The organism is Sphingosinicella microcystinivorans (assembly GCF_003634215.1).
Taxonomy (GTDB): domain Bacteria; phylum Pseudomonadota; class Alphaproteobacteria; order Sphingomonadales; family Sphingomonadaceae; genus Sphingosinicella; species Sphingosinicella microcystinivorans.
On sequence record NZ_RBWX01000009.1, the window covers coordinates 48,849 to 62,052 of the forward strand.

Annotated in this window: 12 protein-coding genes; 10 read left to right on the forward strand and 2 right to left on the reverse strand. The window is 65.4% G+C overall.

Annotated elements, in window-relative coordinates; all coding sequences use genetic code 11:
• Nucleotides 1–83 precede the first annotated feature (83 nt).
• The 4 genes from DFR51_RS12525 to DFR51_RS12540 all read left to right on the forward strand — a co-directional run bounded on the left by DFR51_RS12525 (nucleotide 84) and on the right by DFR51_RS12540 (nucleotide 5,440).
• Entirely contained in the window at nucleotides 84–2,870 is a 2,787-nt protein-coding gene (locus tag DFR51_RS12525) for a M16 family metallopeptidase (RefSeq protein WP_243445455.1), read from the forward strand.
• Nucleotides 2,870–3,592 (forward strand): dienelactone hydrolase family protein, encoded by a 723-nt coding sequence (locus DFR51_RS12530; RefSeq protein ID WP_207790684.1) that lies wholly within the window; start codon nucleotides 2,870–2,872, stop codon nucleotides 3,590–3,592. The genes DFR51_RS12525 and DFR51_RS12530 overlap by 1 nt, the downstream gene beginning before the upstream one ends.
• Before the next feature lie 20 nt (nucleotides 3,593–3,612).
• Nucleotides 3,613–4,179, forward strand: a complete 567-nt coding sequence (locus tag DFR51_RS12535; RefSeq protein ID WP_243445456.1) for an LOG family protein — start codon at nucleotides 3,613–3,615, stop codon at nucleotides 4,177–4,179.
• A 217-nt stretch (nucleotides 4,180–4,396) separates the two neighbouring features.
• Nucleotides 4,397–5,440, forward strand: a complete 1,044-nt coding sequence (locus DFR51_RS12540; RefSeq protein WP_121051713.1) for an aspartate-semialdehyde dehydrogenase — start codon at nucleotides 4,397–4,399, stop codon at nucleotides 5,438–5,440.
• Between the two features lie 6 nt (nucleotides 5,441–5,446).
• Here DFR51_RS12540 and DFR51_RS12545 read toward each other — a convergent pair whose 3' ends face one another.
• Nucleotides 5,447–5,980 carry a DUF2239 family protein gene (locus DFR51_RS12545; RefSeq protein WP_121051715.1) on the reverse strand — a complete coding sequence of 178 codons (534 nt, stop codon included), beginning with the start codon at nucleotides 5,978–5,980 and terminating at the stop codon, nucleotides 5,447–5,449.
• Nucleotides 5,981–6,075: 95 nt separating this feature from the next.
• Here DFR51_RS12545 and DFR51_RS12550 point away from each other — a divergent pair, with 95 nt between their 5' ends.
• From DFR51_RS12550 to pdeM, 3 genes are read left to right on the forward strand one after another with little or no spacing between them, the layout of a single operon-like run.
• Nucleotides 6,076–8,499: a ligase-associated DNA damage response DEXH box helicase gene (locus DFR51_RS12550; RefSeq protein WP_121051717.1), complete on the forward strand. Its 2,424-nt coding sequence runs from the start codon at nucleotides 6,076–6,078 to the stop codon at nucleotides 8,497–8,499.
• 43 nt (nucleotides 8,500–8,542) lie between these two features.
• Nucleotides 8,543–9,478 (forward strand): aspartyl protease family protein, encoded by a 936-nt coding sequence (locus DFR51_RS12555; protein ID WP_121051719.1) that lies wholly within the window; start codon nucleotides 8,543–8,545, stop codon nucleotides 9,476–9,478.
• Between the two features lie 41 nt (nucleotides 9,479–9,519).
• Nucleotides 9,520–10,176 (forward strand): ligase-associated DNA damage response endonuclease PdeM, encoded by a 657-nt coding sequence (pdeM, locus tag DFR51_RS12560; protein ID WP_121051721.1) that lies wholly within the window; start codon nucleotides 9,520–9,522, stop codon nucleotides 10,174–10,176.
• Nucleotides 10,177–10,186: 10 nt separating this feature from the next.
• Here the strand turns inward: pdeM and DFR51_RS12565 are convergent, their stop codons facing one another.
• Nucleotides 10,187–10,804, reverse strand: coding sequence for a DNA-3-methyladenine glycosylase family protein (locus tag DFR51_RS12565; RefSeq protein ID WP_121051723.1), 618 nt, complete (start codon nucleotides 10,802–10,804; stop codon nucleotides 10,187–10,189).
• An 82-nt stretch (nucleotides 10,805–10,886) separates the two neighbouring features.
• Here DFR51_RS12565 and DFR51_RS12570 point away from each other — a divergent pair, with 82 nt between their 5' ends.
• From DFR51_RS12570 to DFR51_RS12580, 3 genes are read left to right on the forward strand one after another with little or no spacing between them, the layout of a single operon-like run.
• Nucleotides 10,887–11,204 carry a 2Fe-2S iron-sulfur cluster-binding protein gene (locus tag DFR51_RS12570; RefSeq protein WP_121051725.1) on the forward strand — a complete coding sequence of 106 codons (318 nt, stop codon included), beginning with the start codon at nucleotides 10,887–10,889 and terminating at the stop codon, nucleotides 11,202–11,204.
• Between the two features lie 58 nt (nucleotides 11,205–11,262).
• Nucleotides 11,263–12,357, forward strand: a complete 1,095-nt coding sequence (locus DFR51_RS12575) for a sensor histidine kinase (protein ID WP_121051727.1) — start codon at nucleotides 11,263–11,265, stop codon at nucleotides 12,355–12,357.
• Nucleotides 12,357–13,154, forward strand: a complete 798-nt coding sequence (locus DFR51_RS12580) for a LytR/AlgR family response regulator transcription factor (protein ID WP_121051729.1) — start codon at nucleotides 12,357–12,359, stop codon at nucleotides 13,152–13,154. Before DFR51_RS12575 ends, DFR51_RS12580 begins: the two co-directional genes overlap by 1 nt.
• Nucleotides 13,155–13,204: the final 50 nt, after the last annotated feature.

Sequence of the window (13,204 nt, forward strand, 5' to 3'; positions counted from 1 at the left end):
AGCGGCGCCTTGATAGAAGCCGCCTTGCCTGAGTGCAAGCGCCTCGGCTTGCCGCATCGCGCCCGACGCCGTATGCGTTCGGTATGACCGCCGCAGCAACGCCGGAGCTTCGTCCCATCATGAAATCCTTGTTTCTCGGAACCGCCGTCGCGATCGTTCTTGGCGCCGCCGCGCCGACCTTCGCCGCCCCGAAAAGCGCAGGGCCGGACCCTTCCCTCGTTTCCGCCGTCGATATCCCGTATGAGCGCTTCACGCTCGCGAACGGCCTCCGCGTCATCGTCCATACCGATCGCAAGGCGCCGATCATCGCCACGAGCATCTGGTATCACGTCGGCTCCAAGGACGAGCCGGCGGGCAAAACCGGCTTCGCCCACCTTTTCGAACATTTGATGTTCAACGGCAGCGAGAACTACAACAACGACTGGTTCGTGGCGCTGCAGGAGATGGGCGCGACGAGCTACAACGGCACGACATGGTTCGACCGCACCAACTATTTCCAGAACGTGCCGACACCCGGCCTGGAACGCATCCTGTTCCTTGAATCCGATCGCATGGGCCACCTTTTGGGCGCGATCGATCAGACCAAGCTCACGAACCAGATCGGCGTCGTGCAGAACGAGAAGCGGCAGGGCGACAACCAGCCCTACGGCAAGACCGAATACCGCATCCTCGAAGGCCTGTTCCCTGAAGGCCACCCCTACCGCCACTCCACGATCGGCTCGATGGCGGACCTCTCCGCAGCCTCGCTCGAAGACGTGAAGACGTGGTTCAAAACATGGTACGGCCCCAACAACGCCGTGCTCGTGCTCGCCGGAGACATTGACGCGGCCACCGCGAAGCCGCTCGTCGAGAAGTATTTCGGTGATCTCCCCGCCGGACCGGCCGTGGAGCGCCGCCTGCGGGCCTGGGTGCCGGAACGCAGCGAAACGGTGCGCGAGACGATGGAGGATCAGGTCTCCAACACACGCCTCTACCGCGTGTGGGCAGTCCCCGGCCTCAACGATCAGGACGCGCAGAATCTCTCAATCGCTGCAGCGACGCTCGGCGGCGGTAACAGCTCGCGGCTCTACAAGGATCTCGTGCGCGACAAGCAGCTCGCCATCGGCGTGTCGGGCTACCTGCAGCCGTTCGAGGCGGTCAGCCTGCTGCAGATCGAGGTGGACGTGAAGCCCGGCGTGAACGCCGACACGGTGAACGCGCGCCTCGACCAGCTTCTCGCCGACTTCCTCGCAAAGGGGCCGACGAAGGACGAGGTCGGCCGGGTCGCGATGCGCGCCGTTTCCGGTACGATCCGCGGCCTCGAAGCCGTCGGCGGCTTCGGCGGCAAGGCGGTGACGCTGGCGGAGGGCGAACTGTATTCGGGCGATCCGGAGCAGTTCAAGAAAGACCTTTCCGCCTACGTGAACGCGACGCCCGCCAGCGTGCAGGCCGCCGCGCAGCGGTGGATTTCCAAGGGCGACTACCAGCTCACCGTCTACCCCTACGGCAGCCTGCAGCAGGTCGCCGGAAAGGGCATCGACCGGTCGAAGCTGCCCCCCGTGGACGGGGCGCCCGCACTCGAATTTCCCGCTGTTGAGCGCGCGAAGCTCTCGAACGGCATCGAGGTGGTGTTCGCCAAGCGTGACACCGTCCCCGTCGTGAACCTCTCGATGGTCTTCGATGCGGGCAATGCCGCGGATTCCCGCGAGAAGCTCGGCACCCAGTCGTTGATGCTGTCGCTGCTCGACGAGGGCACTGCGAAGCGCACCGGGATCGAGATCGCGGAGGAAGAGGAGCGCCTTGGCGCCAACATCGGCGCGGGCGCAGGCAACGACACCACGGAAGTCTCGCTCTCCGCGCTGTCCACCAACCTCGCCCCCTCGCTCGATCTCTGGGCGGACATCATCCGCAACCCGAAGTTCGACCCCGCCGAGCTTGAGCGCGTGCGCGGCATCCAGATCGCCGGGATCGCGCAGGAGGAAAGCCAGCCGCAGACGCTCGCGCTGCGCCTCCTGCCGCCGCTCATCTACGGCACCGCGCATCCCTACGGCGTACCGCTCACCGGTTCCGGCACCGTGGAAGGCGTCAAGGCGGTGACGCGGAGCGATCTCGTGAACTTCCACCAGACATGGCTGCGGCCCGACAACGCCACGATCTTCGCTTCGGGCGCCACGACGCTCGGCACGCTGATGCCGCTCCTTGAAAAGACGGTGGGCGCCTGGGCGACCCCTTCCGTGCCGAAGGGCGCCAAGACCTTCACGACCGCGAGCGCGCCAACAGCGAGCAAGATCATCCTGATCGATCGCCCCGGCTCGCCGCAGTCGTTCATTCTGGCGGGCTATCCGCTGGCGCGGAAGGGCACGGACGACAACCTCGCGCTCACCACCGTGAACACGCCTCTTGGCGGGGTGTTCACCTCGCGGCTCAACATGAACCTGCGCGAGGACAAGGGCTGGTCCTACGGTGTTTCGACCGCGATCTCGCAGACGAGCGAACAGATGCCCTTCTACGTCTTTGCGCCCGTGCAGACGGACAAGACCGGCGCAGCGCTCACCGAACTGCGCAAGGACATCACCGCCTACGTCACCGACAAGCCGATCACGCCCGACGAGGTGAAATCCACGCTGGCGTTCCTCACTGGGCGCTTGCCCGGGGCCTATGAATCTTCCGCCGCAGTGCTGGACGCGCTGGAGACGAACGCCCGCCTGAAACGGCCGGACGACTATCAGGTGACCTATGCGGCAAAGCTGAACGCGCTTTCCCGTGACCAGTTGGTCGCTGCCGCGAAGGCGAATATCGATGTTAACCGGCTGCTCTGGGTCGTCGTCGGCGACCGGCAGAAGGTCGAACCGCAACTGAAAACCCTTGGGCTGCCAATCGAGGTAAAATGATGAGCAAGGTTGAAACGAATTTAGCTGAATATTCGCACGCAGGTACGACGTTCGAGGCCCATGTCGCCCACACCGGCGGCACGCAGAAGCGCCCTGTCGTCCTTGTCGCGCACCAGTGGGCCGGGCAGTGCTACCACGAATGCGAGCGCGCCGATCTGCTCGCCGAAGCGGGCTATGTCGGTATCGCCATCGACACGTACGGCAAAGGCGTGCGCGGCACGGTGGGCGCGGACAACAGCGCACTGATGTCGCCGCTGATGGCCGATCGCGCGCTGCTCCGCGACCGGCTGCTCGCTGCGGTGGCGTACGCCAAGACGCACCCCCTGGCCGACCCGTCGCGCATCGCGCTCATCGGCTTCTGCTTCGGCGGCCTCTGCGCGCTCGATGTCGCACGCAGCGGCACGAAGGACGTGGCGGGTGTCGTGTCGTTCCATGGCGTCTATCCGCCGCCGAACCTCGGGCCGCAGGGGCCGATTCACGCACAGGTGCAGCTCCATCACGGTTGGGAAGACCCGCTTGCACCGCCGCAAGACGTAATCGCCCTCGCCAAGGAGCTGACCGATGCGGGCGCCAAGTGGCAGCTCAATGCCTACGGCGACACCGTCCACGCCTTCACGGCGAAGGGCATGAACGCCCGCGCAGAAGGCGCACAGTATAATGAAATCGCCGACCGCCGCTCGTGGCAGGCGACGCTGCACTTCCTCGAGGAGATCTTCGCCTGAGGCGAATTTCCAGCCTGTGCGTGTTCCTCGGTTCCAGCCGGGGCGCGCGACCTGACTATGCGGATACCGCGCACGCGCTTGGCACGGTCATGGCCGCGCGCGGTATCCGCCTCGTTTATGGCGGCGCGTCCATCGGCCTGATGGGCGTGCTTGCCGATGCCGTGCTCGCGGCGGGCGGCGAGGCGGTGGGCGTCATCCCGCAGGCCCTCGTCGACCACGAAGTCGCGCACCACGGCCTCACGGAACTTGTGATCACAGGCTCGATGCACGAGCGCAAGGCCGAGATGGCACGCCGCGCCGATGCCTTCGCGGCATTGCCCGGCGGCGTCGGCACGCTTGAAGAACTGTTCGAAGTGTGGACGTGGAGCCAGCTCGGCATTTTCGAAAAGCCCTGCGGCCTGCTCAACGTTGCGGGCTACTACGACCAGCTTGCAGGCTTTCTCGATCACATGGCCGCCGAGAAATTCGTGCGCCCGCAGCACCGCGGAATGCTCGCCGTTGCCGAAACTCCAGATGCGCTCATCGACGCGCTGGAGGCCTGGCAGCGCCCGGTGGTCGAGAAATGGATCGGCCTCGAAGAGAGCTAGACGAGGCTGTTCGAGGCTGCTATTCGCCCGCCCCGATGTCCATGAAGATTAAAACGATTAGCACCAAGCCGGTCCGCGCACGCGGGGCGGTCTTGTTTGTGCTGACGGTTTAACCGGCAAGCCAGCAGGACAGAGCCCCGCCGAAGCGCGGGGCGGCCTGGAACCTTCCAAAGCCACGTACCCCGCGCCTCTGCCATTAAAAAGGAGACGCAGTTCCATGACCAAATCCCTTCCCGCCCGCCCCAATGTCGGCATCGTTGGCGCCACCGGCCTCGTCGGCGGCATGATGCGCGAAATCCTTGCAGAGCGTGATTTCCCGATCGGCACGCTCCGCCTCTTCGCCTCCGCGCGGTCGGCCGGAAAAGCAATTCCCTTCCGCGGCGCCGATGTGGTTGTCGAAGACGCCGAGACCGCAGATTTTGCGGGCCTCGACATCGTGTTTTTCTCGGCAGGCGGCTCCACCTCGCGCGCACTCGCGCCGAAGGCCGCCGCTGCGGGCGCTGTCGTCATCGACAACAGCTCGGCATGGCGCAGCGACCCCGACGTGCCGCTCGTCGTCGCCGAGGTGAACCCCGAAGCGCTGCGCGACATTCCGAAGGGAATCGTCGCCAACCCCAATTGCACCACGATGGCCGCGATGCCCGTGCTGAAGCCGCTGCACGCGGCGGCGGGTCTCAAGAGCCTGGTCGCCAGCACCTATCAGGCCGTCTCGGGCGGCGGCATGGCGGGCGTCGAGGAACTGCACGAACAGATCGTCGCGGGCGCATCCGGCAGCGACGCGCTCGCCCGCGACGGCGCCGCCGTGGATCTCGGTCAGCCGCGCAAGTGGGCGGTACCGATCGGCTTCAACGTCGTGCCGCTCAACTACGTGCTCGGCGAGGACGGTTACACTGAAGAGGAAGCCAAGCTGCGCGACGAAAGCCGCAAGATTCTCGGCCTCCCCGATCTCACCGTTTCCGGCACCTGCGTGCGCGTTCCGGTGTTCAGCGGCCATGCGCTTTCACTGAACGCCGCGTTCGAACGCCCGATCTCGGTCGCCGATGCGCTGAAGCTGCTCGGTTCAGCGCCGGGCGTTGTCGTCACTGATGTGCCGAACCCGCTCGAAGCCACGGGCAAGGACCCCGTATTCGTCGGGCGCGTTCGCAGCGACCCGACCGTGGCTCACGGCCTCGCGCTGTTCGTGGTCGGCGACAATCTCCGCAAGGGCGCGGCGCTCAACGCCGTGCAGGTCGCCGAAGTGCTCCTCGAACAGGCGCGCTGATCGCCTTCAATCGACAAGGGCCGGAGCGGCGAGCTGCCTTGCATGGGCACGCACGTCCTCCGGCCAGTTCTCGGTGAGCATGGTGAAGCGCTCGCCGTCCGCCGCAAACAGCGCTCGCGAAGCTTCTTCGAAATTCTCCCGGTTGCCCGCCATCGCGGACATGAAGCGGTAAGCCGCTTCCGCCGCCGCCTTGGCGATACTCCGGCTATCCCGCGCCGCATCCTCGACGAGACGGCGCAGCGCCGCCGATGCCCCACCCCGCTGCGTTTTCAGCCAGTCCCAGTGGCGCGGCAGCAGCGTCACCTCTTTCGCGACAACGCCAAGCTTCGGGCGCCCCGGAACGGCGGGAGGCGGCGCATAGCGCGCCGCGACGTCCGCTTCCGTACCGCGCAGGTCGAGATCGGTTTCGGCCCCGGTCGCGTCGTTGAAAATCAGCACATTGTCTGCGCCGTCGCGTTTCAAGGCGAGCGCCACATCACCAAGCGATCCTGACGCAAATTTGCTGTCGCCCCGAAAGGCTGTGTAGTTTTCCTGTTCCATGCGGCGATTTATCCGGGTAAAATTACCTTGTCAATATTACCCGGATAAAATGTTGCATTTGCGCTGTTGACGCGTGCGCTGCATCATGATCGCCGATGCTCCCAGCCCTTCCCGACGTCATCACGCACTGGTTCGACGCGCGCGGCTGGCGCGTGCGGCGGCATCAGGCCGAAATGGTCGCGGCGGCGAGCGCGGGGCAGCACGCGTTGCTCGTCGCGGCGACCGGCGCGGGCAAGACGCTCGCGGGCTTCCTGCCGACGCTCGCCGATCTCGTGCAGAACCCATCGGAAGGCCTGCACACGCTTTACGTCTCCCCGCTGAAGGCGCTCGCTGCGGACGTCGAGCGCAATCTGCTCACCCCGATCGCAGAGATGGGGCTCCCCATCCGCGTCGAGACACGCACGGGAGACACCTCGTCCGACAAGAAGGCGCGGCAGCGGGCCGCGCCGCCGCACATCCTGCTCACGACCCCGGAATCGCTGTCGCTGCTGCTCTCCTACCCGGACAATGCGCGCATGTTCGCAGGCCTCAAGACCATCGTGATCGACGAAGTTCACGCCTTCGCGAGCGGCAAGCGCGGCGACCTTCTGGCGCTCGCCATGTCGCGGCTGCAGGCGATCGTGCCCGATATGCGCCGCGTCGCCCTCTCCGCCACCATCGGCGACCCGGAGGACTACCGCCGCTGGCTCGCGCCGGACCATAAACCGGCAAGCGTCGCGCTCGTCGCGGGCGAGCCGGGCGCGAAGGCGCACATCGAAATCCTGACCCCCGAGGGCCGCGTGCCGTGGTCCGGCCACTCCGGGCGCTACGCGGCGGAGCAGGTCTACCGAGAGATCGAGCGGCACAAGCTGACGCTCGTCTTCTGCAACACGCGCAGCCTCGCCGAGCTGGTGTTCAACGACCTCTGGGCGGTGAACGAAGCGACCCTACCCATCGGTCTCCACCACGGCTCACTCTCGAAGGAGGCGCGGCAGAAGGTGGAGGGCGCGATGGCGGACGGACGTTTGCGCGCGCTCGTCTGCACCGCGAGCCTAGACCTCGGCGTCGATTGGGGCGACGTCGATCTCGTCATCCAGATGGGCGCCCCCAAGGGTTCGTCGCGCCTCATCCAGCGTATCGGCCGCGCCAACCACCGGCTCGACGAGGCCAGCGAGGCCATCGTCGTGCCCGGCAACCGCTTCGAATACCTCGAAGCCCGCGCCGCGCTCGACGCGATCGACGCGGGCGAGCTCGATACCGAACCATGGCGCCCCGGCGCGCTCGACGTGCTCGCCCAGCACCTGATGGCGTGCGCCTGCGCCGAGCCCTTCGATGCCGATGCGATGTTCGGCGAAATCCGCCGCGCCGCGCCCTACGCAGCGCTCACGCGCGAAGCGTTCGACCGCGTGCTGAACTTCGTGGCGGACGGCGGCTATGCCCTGCGCGCCTACGATCGCTACAAGCGCCTCACCCAAAACCCGGACGGGCGCTGGCGCGTCAGCCATCCCAGCCTCGCGAAGCAACACCGGCTGAACGCCGGCATCATCGTCGAGGCGCCCATGCTCGACGTGCGCTTCGGAAACGGGCGCACCCTCGGCCGCGTCGAGGAATATTTCGCCTCCACCCTCTCCCCCGGCGACACGTTCCGTTTCGCAGGCCTCGCGCTGGAGGTGGAGCGCATCATCGATACCGACCTCATCGTCAGCGCCACCCGCCGCGCGGCGATGATCCCGAGCTACATGGGCGCGCGCCTGCCGCTCTCCACGCACCTTGCCGACCGGGTGCGCGGTTTCCTCGCCGACCCTGCCGAGTGGCGGCGCTTCCCGGCGGACGTGGCGGAATGGCTGGAAGTGCAGCAGATCCGCTCCGTCCTGCCGAAGCCCGGCGAACTGCTGATCGAGACCTTCCCGCACGAAGGCCTCCACCACATGATCGCCTACAGCTTCGAAGGCTGGAACGCGCACCAGTCGCTCGGAATGCTGCTCACCCGCCGCATGGAAACGCTTGGCCTGCAGCCGACCGGCTTCGTGGCAAATGATTACGCGCTCGGCGTCTACGGCCTGAAGGAAGTGCGTGACCCCGCCCCGCTCTTCTCGCCGGACATTCTGGAGGACGAGCTTGCCGAGTGGGTGCAGACCTCGCACCTCCTGAAGCGCGCGTTCCGCGAGGTCGCGGTGATCGGCGGCCTCATCGAGCGCCAGCATCCGGGCAAGCGCAAGTCCGGCCGTCAGGTCACCTTCTCCACCGATCTCATCTACGACGTCCTGCGCAAATACGAGCCCGACCACATGCTGCTGCGCGCCGCATGGGAGGACGCGCGGCTGCGGCTGACGGATGTCGCCCGCCTCGCGAACCTGCTCGATCGCGCTGCGAGCAGCATCGTCCACAAGCGCCTCGACCGCGTCTCACCGCTCGCCGTTCCGGTCCTTGTGATGATCGGCCGCGAAAGCGTCGCGCAGGGTCTTGCCGACGAGGCGCTGCTCATCGAGGCGGAAGCCCTCGCCCAAGAGGCGATGCACGTCGACGAGCGTCGTTGTTGAAGCCCCCGATCTGGCGTAAACTACGCGCCGGGGAGATCGCGTTATGAACGCCTTGGCAATCGCCGTTCTGCTAGCTGCCGGAACCACCGAACCGGCTCCGCCGCCGCCCGCAGCGAACGAAGACGTGGACTTCGGCGCCGACAGATCGCTGCGCATGACCGTGCCGGTCAGCATCGGCGGTCAGGGCCCGTTCGACTTCGTCGTCGATACCGGCGCCGAACGCACCGTGCTCTCTGAAGAGCTTGCGACGACCCTCGGTCTCGGGCGGACAGGCAGCGCCGAAGTGCACAGCATCAGCGGCGCCCAGCGCTTCGAAACGGTAACGGTGCCGTCGCTCTCGGTCACGAGCACACCCGTCCGCAACGTGCAGGCGCCGGTCCTCAAGCGCGGCAACCTGGGCGCCGAGGGTCTGCTCGGCATAGACAGCCTGCAATCCAAAGCGATCCTCATCGATTTCGGGCAGCAGACGATCACGGTCACGCCCGCATCGAAAACGCCGGAACTCAAGGCCGACGACGACGATACCATCGTCATTCGCGCGCGCAGCCGTCTTGGCCGTCTCATCCTCGCCGATGCGTCGGTCGGGCTGCGCAGGATCGCGGTGGTGATCGATACCGGCGCCGAACACAGCGTCGGCAACCTCGCGATGCGCAAGGCGGCGCTGAAACGGGGCAAGGCCACGCTGCTGATCCCGACGACACTGCAAGACGTGGCCGGCGGCACGGTTCCAGCCGAGATCGGCATCGTGAACGACATGCGCCTCGGCACCGTGAAGCTCACCGGCATGCCGATCGCCTTCGCCGACCTGCCGGTTTTCCGTCAGCTCGGGCTCGACAAGCGACCCGCGATGCTCCTCGGCATGAACACGCTCCGCGCCTTCAATCAGGTCGCCGTGGATTTCGCGACGCGGAAGGTCCGCTTCGTGGTGCCGGGCGACAGCAGCCGCGAAGACGCCACACGGCTCGCAAGCATCCAATAGCGCGCTTGATCCCGTCCGCGCGTCGGGGCATAGCCGGGGCCATGGTTCCCCTTTCGTTCGCAGGTCACGAAATGACGCCGCTCGCCGCGGGCGCGCTCTGGTGGCCCGCACGCCGCGCTCTGCTCGTCGCCGACCTTCACTTCGAAAAGGCAAGCTGGTTCGCGCGTTTCGGCCAGATGCTGCCGCCCTACGACAGCCTGCAAACGCTGTCAGACCTAGACGCGCTCATCACCGCCACGGGCGCCGAAACGCTCTGGTGTCTCGGCGACAGCTTCCACGATGCGGATGGTCCCGGGCGGCTCGGCGACAAAGCGCGCGCACTGCTCGCGTCTCTGCAAAGCAGTGTCGACTGGGTATGGATCACGGGCAACCACGACCTTAAAGCCGATGGCCTCGGTCATGTCCGGCCGGAAGTCGAGGTGGATGGCATCGTGCTGCGCCACGAAGCAGAAGCCGGGTCCAGGCTTCCCGAGATCAGCGGGCATTTTCATCCGAAAATCCGCGTTCAGGGTCGTGGCCGCATGGTCAGCCGCCGCTGCTTCGTGATGTCGGCGCAAAAGCTGATCCTGCCCGCGTTCGGCGCGCTCACGGGCGGGCTTGCCGCCGATCATCCCGCGATCCTCAAGGCTGCCGGGCGCCCGGCAACGGCATTGGTGCCGACGAAAGACCGCCTGCTCCGCTTTCCGCTGGCGGCCTGAGGATCGGGCTTTAAAGCACTTCTGTCTTGTAATGGTGCCACATGAACACCGCCGCCGCGCCCCGGTGCGGGCGCCATAGCTCGGCGAGTTCGCGTGTCACCCGCTCGCTTGGCCGTTCGGCAAGCCCTTTGATGCGCCCCACCTCGATCTGCACGGCCAGGTCCCCGGCCGGCCATATATCGGGCCGCCCTTCCGCGAAGAGCAGATAGATTTCCGCCGACCAGCGCCCGATGCCCTTCACGGCGCTCAGAAGCGCGATGGCCGCTTCGTCGTCGTCGGGCAGGTTCGCGAAATCGATTTCACCGGATGCAGAGAGGCCCGCAAGGCTTTGGGCGTAGCCGATTTTCTGCCGCGACAGGCCTGCCCCGCGCAGGTCATCGAACGATCGCGCCAGCAATGCACGCGGGTCCGCGATATCGCCGATGGCGGCTGAGAGCTTGTTCCATATGCTGTTCGCCGCGCCCACGCTCACCTGCTGGCCCACGATGGTCCTCAGCAGCGTTTCATAGCCCCGAGCGCGAATGCGCGGCTCGGGATAGCCGGCCCGGACCAGCGCCGCCGCGACATGTTCGTCGCGCGCCGCAATGGCATCGATCCCATCCCGCAAGGCTTCCGCACTCAGACCCATCCGCCGCTCATGCCTTTTGACAACGCTCGTCTTGCCGCTATTAGGCTCCCCGAATCCAAAGGTCGAGGGAACGAGGAACGAGATGCCGAAACTGATTGTCGTGTCGCGCGACGGAGCCGAAAAGACGGTGGAAGCCGAAAACGGCCTTTCCGTGATGGAAGCCATTCGCGACAACGGCTTCGACGAGCTTCTGGCGCTCTGTGGCGGATGCTGCTCGTGCGCGACCTGCCACGTGTTCGTGGACGATGCGTGGACGGGCACCGTTGGCGGCCCGGGCGAGGACGAAAACGATCTCCTCGATTCGTCCGATCACAAGCAAGCGAACTCGCGCCTTTCCTGCCAGATCGAGATGAGCGACGCGCTCGACGGCCTCAAGGTCATCATCGCACCGGAAGACTGAGTTTGCGCGACGAGTTCCACGCTCGCATTTTGCAGACGTTTGTTGCAGTGTCCGCGTGATGAAACTCGTTCCCAAACAGGGCTTTTTCGCCGACAAGAACCACGCCTTCTGGATGCTCCAGATCGGCGGTTGGTCCGCCTATCTGGTCCTTCGCGCGCTTGGCGGTCTCGCGAACTCGATGGGTATCGCCTACATCCTGCCGACGCTGATCGCGACGGCGACGGGATTTTCCCTCACGCTGCTGATGTCTGCCGCCTACCGGCGCATCATCCGGATGCGCGCGGTGTTCGTGTGGAGCCTCACGCTCACGCTCGTCGCGCTTGCCGCGGGTGTCTTTTCGGTGATCGAGGTCTGGGCACACGCGCGTTTCTACAACTCGACATTCGAACCGCAGGGCATCCAGTTCTTCGGCGCGATCCTGCTCGATCTCTCGGTGCTCGCGGCGTGGACGGGCCTGTATTACGGCATCAACTACTACCTGCTGCTCGATGAACAGTCGGAGCGCGTCCTCATCCTCTCCGGTCAGGCGAGCGCGGCGCAGCTTGCGATGCTGCGCTACCAGCTCAATCCGCACTTCCTGTTCAACACGCTGAACAGCATTTCGACACTGGTGCTGCTGAAGGAAACGGAGCGCGCCAACACGATGCTGTCCCGCCTGTCGTCGTTCCTGCGCTACAGCCTCGTCAGCGATCCGACCGAAACAGTCAGCCTCGCGCAGGAGATTGAGGCGCTGAAGCTGTATTTCGAAATCGAAAGAATGCGCTTCGAGGATCGGCTGCGCACCCGCTTCGACATTGAAGAGGCCGCACTGCAAGGCCGCCTGCCCTCGCTCCTCCTCCAGCCGCTTGTCGAAAATGCCATCAAATATGCGGTGACGCCGCAGGAAGAAGGCGCGGAGATCGTGGTCGCGGCGCATGTTTCCGGGGACCGCTTGCTCATTTCGATCAGCGACGACGGCCCGGGACTCACCGCAGAAAGATCGGCACTCGTCCCATCTGCCGGGGTCGGATTGAACAATATTCGCGATAGACTGTTTCAGACCTATGGCGACGACCAGCGGTTCGAGATGATATCAAACGTGCCGCAGGGGGTCGTCGCCAACATTGAAATCCCGTTCGAGTCGGCCAATGTTCGGCTCAAGGAGAACGCTTAATGACGATCCGGACCATATTGGTCGATGATGAGCCTTTGGCCATCAAGGGTCTTGAGATGCGGCTGGAAGCCTTCGATGACATCGAGATCATCGAACGCTGCGCCAATGGGCGCGAAGCCATACGCGCGATCAAGACGCACAAGCCCGATGTCGTGTTTCTCGACATCCAGATGCCCGGCTTCGACGGTTTTTCCGTCGTGAATGGGCTTGCCGACATCGAACCGCCGCTGGTGGTGTTCGTAACCGCCTACAACGAGTTTGCGCTCAAGGCGTTCGATGCCCACGCGGTCGATTATCTGATGAAGCCGGTGGAAGAAGCCCGCCTCGCAGCGACGATGGAGCGGATTCGCCAACGGCTCGCAGAAAAGAACGCAGGCGCCGAGAAGGACCGTTTGCGGGAGCTTCTGGAGGAGGTCGCACCGAACGCCGCGGCCGACATCAAGCCCGCTCCGGAGGCCCATGCGGCGTCACGCTTCGAGCGGATGATCAACATCAAGGATCGCGGCCAGATCTTTCGCGTCGATGTGGAAAGCATCGAACGGATCGATGCGGCTGGTGACTACATGTGCATCTACACGGGCGACAACACGCTGATCCTGCGCGAAACGATGAAGGATCTCGAAAAGCGCCTGGATCCGCGCATTTTCAAGCGCGTGCACCGCTCGACGATCGTCAATCTCGATCAGGTAAAGCAGGTGAAGCCGCACACCAATGGGGAGTGCTTCCTGAAGCTCGGCTCGGGTGCCGAGGTCAAGGTCAGCCGCAGCTACCGGGATGTGGTGGCGCGCTTCCTGTAAGAACCCCGGCTCGGGATGACGGCGCGATGGTCCCCGTAGGACCGCCCGTC

Excerpts from the sequence above, each read along its gene's own strand:
- DFR51_RS12565 (WP_121051723.1), bottom strand. The coding sequence starts at position 10,804 with ATGGGTCTGAGTGCGGAAGCCTTGCGGGATGGGATCGATGCCATTGCG.
- DFR51_RS12525 (WP_243445455.1), top strand. The coding sequence starts at position 84 with ATGACCGCCGCAGCAACGCCGGAGCTTCGTCCCATCATGAAATCCTTG.
- DFR51_RS12545 (WP_121051715.1), bottom strand. The coding sequence starts at position 5,980 with ATGGAACAGGAAAACTACACAGCCTTTCGGGGCGACAGCAAATTTGCG.
- DFR51_RS12555 (WP_121051719.1), top strand. The coding sequence starts at position 8,543 with ATGAACGCCTTGGCAATCGCCGTTCTGCTAGCTGCCGGAACCACCGAA.
- DFR51_RS12530 (WP_207790684.1), top strand. The coding sequence starts at position 2,870 with ATGAGCAAGGTTGAAACGAATTTAGCTGAATATTCGCACGCAGGTACG.
- DFR51_RS12580 (WP_121051729.1), top strand. The coding sequence starts at position 12,357 with ATGACGATCCGGACCATATTGGTCGATGATGAGCCTTTGGCCATCAAG.
- DFR51_RS12570 (WP_121051725.1), top strand. The coding sequence starts at position 10,887 with ATGCCGAAACTGATTGTCGTGTCGCGCGACGGAGCCGAAAAGACGGTG.
- DFR51_RS12540 (WP_121051713.1), top strand. The coding sequence starts at position 4,397 with ATGACCAAATCCCTTCCCGCCCGCCCCAATGTCGGCATCGTTGGCGCC.
- DFR51_RS12575 (WP_121051727.1), top strand. The coding sequence starts at position 11,263 with ATGAAACTCGTTCCCAAACAGGGCTTTTTCGCCGACAAGAACCACGCC.
- DFR51_RS12550 (WP_121051717.1), top strand. The coding sequence starts at position 6,076 with ATGCTCCCAGCCCTTCCCGACGTCATCACGCACTGGTTCGACGCGCGC.
- pdeM (WP_121051721.1), top strand. The coding sequence starts at position 9,520 with ATGGTTCCCCTTTCGTTCGCAGGTCACGAAATGACGCCGCTCGCCGCG.